This is a genomic window from Sphingomonas bacterium, from assembly GCF_903643035.1.
In the GTDB taxonomy this organism is placed as follows: domain Bacteria; phylum Pseudomonadota; class Alphaproteobacteria; order Sphingomonadales; family Sphingomonadaceae; genus Sphingomonas.
Window position 1 is genome coordinate 1 of sequence record NZ_CAHJWW010000174.1, and the last position, 5,706, is coordinate 5,706.

Here is a 5,706-nt window from a genome sequence, read left to right on the forward strand (position 1 = left end):
CGGTAGACGAGCGCGAACAGCGCGTCGAACATGATGATCATGAAGATCGATTGCACCACCGCCGCCGTCACCCGCGCGCCCAGGCTCTCGACGTCGCCGCCGGTGGCAAGGCCCTGGCGGCAACCGGTCGCGGCGATGACGAGCGCGAAGAACGGCGCCTTGCTCATGCCCACCCAGAACTGGGTCAGCCCAACTTCCGCGGTCAGCCGCTGGACGAAGAAGGCGGGACTGATGTCCATCGTCGTCGCGGTGACGACCATACCGCCGAACAGGCCGCCCACGTCGCCGCACAAGGTCATCACCGGCAGCATGATCAGCGCCGCCAGCACGCGGGGCACGACCAGCGCGTCGAAGCGGTCGACGCCCATCACCTGCAGCGCGTCGACCTCCTGCGTCATCCGCATCGAGCCGAGCTGCGCCGCGAACGCCGACGCCGAGCGGCCGGCCAGCAGGATGGCGGCAATTACCGCGCCGAACTCGCGCAGCACGCCGATGCCGACCAGCTCCACCGCATAGACCTTGACGCCGAGCGTCGTCAGCAACGTGCTGCCGACCAGCGCCAGCACCGCGCCGATGAAGAAGGTCATGGTGAACACGATCGGCAGCGCGGCGAGCCCCGCCTGCTGCATCGTCGCGACCAGCGGGATGGGGCGCAGCCGGCGCGGCGACACGATCGTGCGCGCCAGGGCGACGATCAGCTGGCCGATGAACAGCTCCGCCGACCAGAGCTCGCGGCCTGTCCCGACCGTCGCGCGCCCGATCCGTTCGAAGAAGACGTGCGGCGACCACCTGCCGTGCCAGGCGGCCGGCTTGGGATCGAGTGAGTCGCTGACGAGGTCCGCCAGCCGCTCCAGCTCGTCGCGTCCCGCAAGATCGAGCTCCAGCCCGGTCTCGTTGGGTCGCCCCAGCACCCGCATCAGCGCGAACACGCCGGCGGTGTCGACGCGGCCCAGCTGGTGCGCGTCGAAGCGGCGCCGGTCGGTTCGGTCCGCCAACTCCGCCCGAAGTCGGACGGGTGCGTCGCCCAGCGCGAGCACCGTCCAGTCGCCCGACGGCACGATGGCGAGCACGTCGCCTTCGTCCTGAAGCTTATAGCTCGCGGCGGTCGGCCCGTCGCTCATGCAGGCTCGCTGCGCCCACCCGGCGCAGCACCGACAAGGCACGGGTCGATCAAGGTCAGCGCTGCATCTGCAAGTTGGTCATCGAGTCCATCGGCGCCATGTTAGTGTTCAGATTGGCCATGATCCACAGCGATCCCCCGCAAAACAGCGTCACGATGAGCACGCCGAACGCCACCGCCAGGCTGTTGTTGATGTTCTCGCGCCCAGTCGTGAGATGGAGGAAGAAGACCAGGTGGATGCCGATCTGCGCGACGGCAAGCACGGCCAGCCCGATCGCCACGCCCGGCTGCCAGAACACGCCCGTTTGCGCCGCCCAGAACGAGATGGTGGTCAGCAGCGCCGCGAGCGCGAAGCCCGCCAGATAGTTGCGCAAGCCGCGCAGGGTCTTGCCGCGCGGATCGCCGGGCGCCGCGTCGTCCTGGCCAGCCGCCTCCTGCTCCTCGCTCATCCGCGCGCTCCCAGCAGGTAGACGAAGGTGAACACGCCGACCCAGACGATGTCGAGCGCGTGCCAGAACAAGGTGAAGCACAACAGCCGTCGCATGATGTCGTCGCGGAAGCCCTTGGCCCAGAGCTGCGCGATCATCGTGCCACACCACAGTATCGCGGTGCCGACATGCAGCCCGTGGCACCCCACCAGCGCGAAGAACGCGGACAGGAAGGCGCTGCGGTCCGGCCCCGCGCCGCGACCGACCAGCTCGGTGAACTCGCGCACCTCCAGTACCAGGAAGGCGAAGCCGAGCAGCCCGGTGACGAACAGCGCGACCTGCGTCCAGCGCAGGCTGCGCGCGTCGGCCGCGAGCGTCGCCATGCCGCAGGTCAAGGTCGACACGAGCAGGCACGCGGTCTCGATCGCGACCTGATCGAGCTTGAACAGCTGGGCGGCGGTCGGCCCGCCGTCCGTCGCACGGGACAGCACGGCATAGCTGGCGAAGAACCCCGAGAAGAGGATGATGTCGGAGACGATGAACAGCCAGAAGCCGTAGCCGACCACGACCCGCTCCGACGCGATGCCGCCCTCGTCGCGCGCCCGATCGTCCTGCCTTTCATGCCCCAGCCGATGCGGATCACCCCCGCCGGCCCGAAGTTCGGCCGTCCCGGCGCTCACGTCGCCACCGCGTCGCGCAGCAGCGCTTCCTGGACCCGCCGCAGCGCCGCCGCCGACGCACGGACCTCCGCCAGCGGCACCTCGTCCTTGCTCTCGTCCCGCCATGCAAACACGACGAAGGTCACGAAGGCGCCGATCAGCCCGACGATCGCCAGCCACCAGATGTGCCAGATCAACGCGAAGCCGGTGACGGTCGTGTAAAAGGCGGTGACGATGCCGGTCGCGCTGTTGCGGGGCACCTTGATCGCCGTCAGATCAGGCTCGTCGTCGAGCTTCTCCGCCGCGATCGCACGCTGCTTCATCCCCCAATAGGCCTCCCCGCCGACGACGTTGGGCAAGGTCGCGAAGTTGAAGACGGGCGGCGGCGACGGCGTCATCCATTCCAGCGTCCGCCCGCGCCACGGATCGCCGGTCTCGTCCCGGCGCCGATCGCGGGTGCGGATCGACACGACGAGCTGGACGAGCTGGCAGCCGATCCCGCAGAGGATGACGAGCGCGCCGACACCTGCCACCAGCAGCAGCGGGGTCCAGGCGGGATCGTCGGTATGGTGCATCCGCCGCGTCATGCCCATCAGCCCGAGCGCATAGAGCGGCATGAACGCAAGGTAGAAGCCGACGATCCAGCACCAGAACGCCGCCTTTCCCCAGCCTTCATGCAAGGTGAAGCCGAACGCTTTGGGAAACCAGTAGTTATAGCCGGCGAACGCCCCGAACAGCACGCCGCCGATCACCACGTTATGAAAGTGCGCGACCAGGAACAGCGAGTTGTGCAGCACGAAGTCCGCCGGCGGCACCGCCAGCAGCACGCCCGTCATCCCGCCGATCACGAACGTCAGCATGAACGCCACCGCCCACATCATCGGCACCGTGTAGCGAACCCGCCCGCCCCACATCGTGAACAGCCAGTTGAAGACCTTGACGCCCGTCGGCACCGCGATGATCATCGTGGTCACGCCGAAAAAGCCGTTGACGTCGGCGCCCGCGCCCATCGTGAAGAAATGGTGCAGCCAAACCACGAACGACAGGACGCAGATCGCCATCGTCGCTGCGATCATCGAGCGATAGCCGAACAGCGCCTTGCTGGAGAAAGTCGAGATCACCTCGGAGAAGATCCCGAACGCGGGCAGGATCAGGATATAGACCTCCGGGTGCCCCCATGCCCAGATCAGGTTAAAGTACATCATCGCGTTGCCGCCATGATCGTTGGTGAAGAAGTGGAAGCCAAGATAGCGATCGAGTAGCAGCATCGCGAAGGTGGCGGTGAGGATCGGGAAGGCCGCGACGATCAGCAGGTTGGAGGCGAGGCTGGTCCAGCAGAAGATCGGCATGCGGGTCAGCGACATGCCCGGCGCGCGCATCTTGAGGATGGTCGTCACCAGATTGATCCCCGACAGCAACGTTCCGGTGCCCGAGATCTGCAAGGCCCACAGGTAATAGTCGACACCGACGCCGGGCGAGTAGGCAAGCTCCGACAAGGGCGGATAGGCGAGCCATCCGGTACGCGCGAACTCGCCGACCACCAGGCTGACGTTGACCAGCAGCACGCCCGACGCGGTCAGCCAGAATGACACCGAGTTGAGCGTGGGAAAGGCCACGTCGCGCACGCCCAGTTGCAACGGCACCGCGAAGTTCATGAGCCCCACCATGAAGGTCATGCCGACGAAGAAGATCATGATGGTGCCGTGCGCCGAGAACACCTGGTTGTAGTGGTCCGGCGGCAGGAAGCCCGGGGCGCCCGCGGTCGCCATCGCGAGCTGGGTGCGCATCATGATCGCATCGGAGAAGCCGCGCAGCAGCATGACGCCCGCCAGCAGGCAATACATCACCCCGATCCGCTTGTGGTCGACCGAGGTGATCCACTCGCGCCACAGATAGGGCAGATAACCCTTGGCAAAGATCCAGCCGATCACGGCGAGCGCGCCGACCAGCACGAAGCCGCCCGCGACCAGCGGAATGGGCTCGCCGATCGGGATCGCCTGCCAGGTGAGCTTGCCGAACAGTCTCATCCTTCGGTCCGCGATCCGCCGGCCGCGACCGGCAGGTTCGATGGCGGCGCCTGCATCCGTACCACCGCGTCGAACAGGCCGGGGGCGACGCCGCCGTAGTTCCCAGGCACGGCGACGCCGCGCCGCGCGAGCGCCGCATAGCCGCGCGCATCGAGCATCGGCCCGCGGCCGCGCGTCGCCGACGCCCAGGACGCGAACCGCGCGGGCGGCAGGGCGGACACGGTGAACCGCATGTCGGAAAAGCGTTCGCCGCTGAAATGCGCCGAGATGCCCGCGAACCGGCCGGGACGATCGGCCATCAGGTTGAGCCGCGTCGTCATCCCCGCCATGGTATAGATCTGGCTGCCGAGCTGCGGCACGAAGAAGCTGTTCATGACACTGGCCGACGTCAGCCGAAATCGCACGGGCGTCCCTGCGGGTACGACCAGGCGATTGACGCTGGCGATGCCGAGCTCGGGATAGATGAACAGCCACTTCCAGTCGAGCGACACCACCTCGACCAGGACCGGCCGCGCACGCGAGGCGATCGGTCGCGGCGGATCGAGCGCATGACTGCCGATCCAGGCGATGCCGCCCAGCAGCAGCACCACCATCATCGGAATGGCCCAGATGACGAGCTCGATCTGTCCGGAGAAGGTGAAGTCCGGCAGGTAGGTCGCCCGGCGGTTCGATGCCCGGAACCACCACGCTACTGCGGCGACCGCAATCAGGGTCGGGACGACGACCGCCAGCATGATGCCCAACGAATTGATCAGGATGGTCCGTTCCGCGGCGCTGATGGGCCCCTCGGGCGCGAGCACCCCCTCGCTGCAGCCCGACAGGGCGAGCGTTGTCATGGCCCAAGGGCGGCCGATGAGGGACGTCCGGCAACGGTGCGCGTCGTTGATCAAGCCTCGCGTGCGCATCATGAGCGACCTGGATGAGGCCGCCGATGGCAACCTCCGATCACTGGGATTAGCTGCCGGACAACAGTCACCGCTGATCTGGATCAGTCGATCGAGCTCGCCGCGACGCGGCTATCGGAAATGGTCACGTCCCTCGGGCGATCACTCGTCACGCCGATCGCCCATCGCGGCCTGCCCGCGGCTGAAAACAGAGCTGCGAAGGCAATGCTGTTCAACTTCCTCACAATCAAACCGCCGAAAGGTGTAGCTTGACACAACCTAAGCCGGTTCGTGCCGCCGAGCGTACTCATCTATTTTCGAGTGAGATCATTTGCGGCGCTCGGCAATGTGACAGGATAAACGGTGACGATGTTAGGTTGAGCGTCCTTCAAACAACCGCTTGTGCGTCCGGCTGCTCCCCATTGACTGAAGTTGGGCCGATTACAGCCTGGCAGCTTCCGGGCGCCACATTGCGCGAAGCGGACATTGGCTTCGCTGGCCGGTCGACCCGCTAGAGCGGTTTTCGAGCGAGCTGAATCGTCACGGATTCACACGGCGGCGGTTTTGTGATTCACGATCCCTGCTGGC

The 5,706-nt window shown here is 66.6% G+C and carries 5 protein-coding genes; all 5 read right to left on the reverse strand.

Annotated features, from left to right (window positions below; genetic code table 11):
- Positions 1-1,121: ABC transporter permease (locus tag HUV01_RS11080; protein WP_174298312.1), on the reverse strand; the 1,121-nt coding region annotated here is incomplete at its 3' end.
- Between the two features lie 55 nt (positions 1,122-1,176).
- Positions 1,177-1,569, reverse strand: a complete 393-nt coding sequence (cyoD, locus tag HUV01_RS11085; protein ID WP_174298313.1) for a cytochrome o ubiquinol oxidase subunit IV — start codon at positions 1,567-1,569, stop codon at positions 1,177-1,179.
- A complete protein-coding gene (locus HUV01_RS11090; RefSeq protein ID WP_254606576.1) occupies positions 1,566-2,228 on the reverse strand; it encodes a cytochrome (ubi)quinol oxidase subunit III in 663 nt (220 codons plus the stop codon). The genes cyoD and HUV01_RS11090 overlap by 4 nt, the downstream gene beginning before the upstream one ends.
- Positions 2,225-4,234 carry a cytochrome o ubiquinol oxidase subunit I gene (gene cyoB / locus HUV01_RS11095; RefSeq protein WP_217430989.1) on the reverse strand — a complete coding sequence of 670 codons (2,010 nt, stop codon included), beginning with the start codon at positions 4,232-4,234 and terminating at the stop codon, positions 2,225-2,227. The genes HUV01_RS11090 and cyoB overlap by 4 nt, the downstream gene beginning before the upstream one ends.
- Positions 4,231-5,070 carry a ubiquinol oxidase subunit II gene (cyoA, locus tag HUV01_RS11100; RefSeq protein WP_174298315.1) on the reverse strand — a complete coding sequence of 280 codons (840 nt, stop codon included), beginning with the start codon at positions 5,068-5,070 and terminating at the stop codon, positions 4,231-4,233. The genes cyoB and cyoA overlap by 4 nt, the downstream gene beginning before the upstream one ends.
- Between the last annotated feature and the right edge of the window lie 636 nt (positions 5,071-5,706).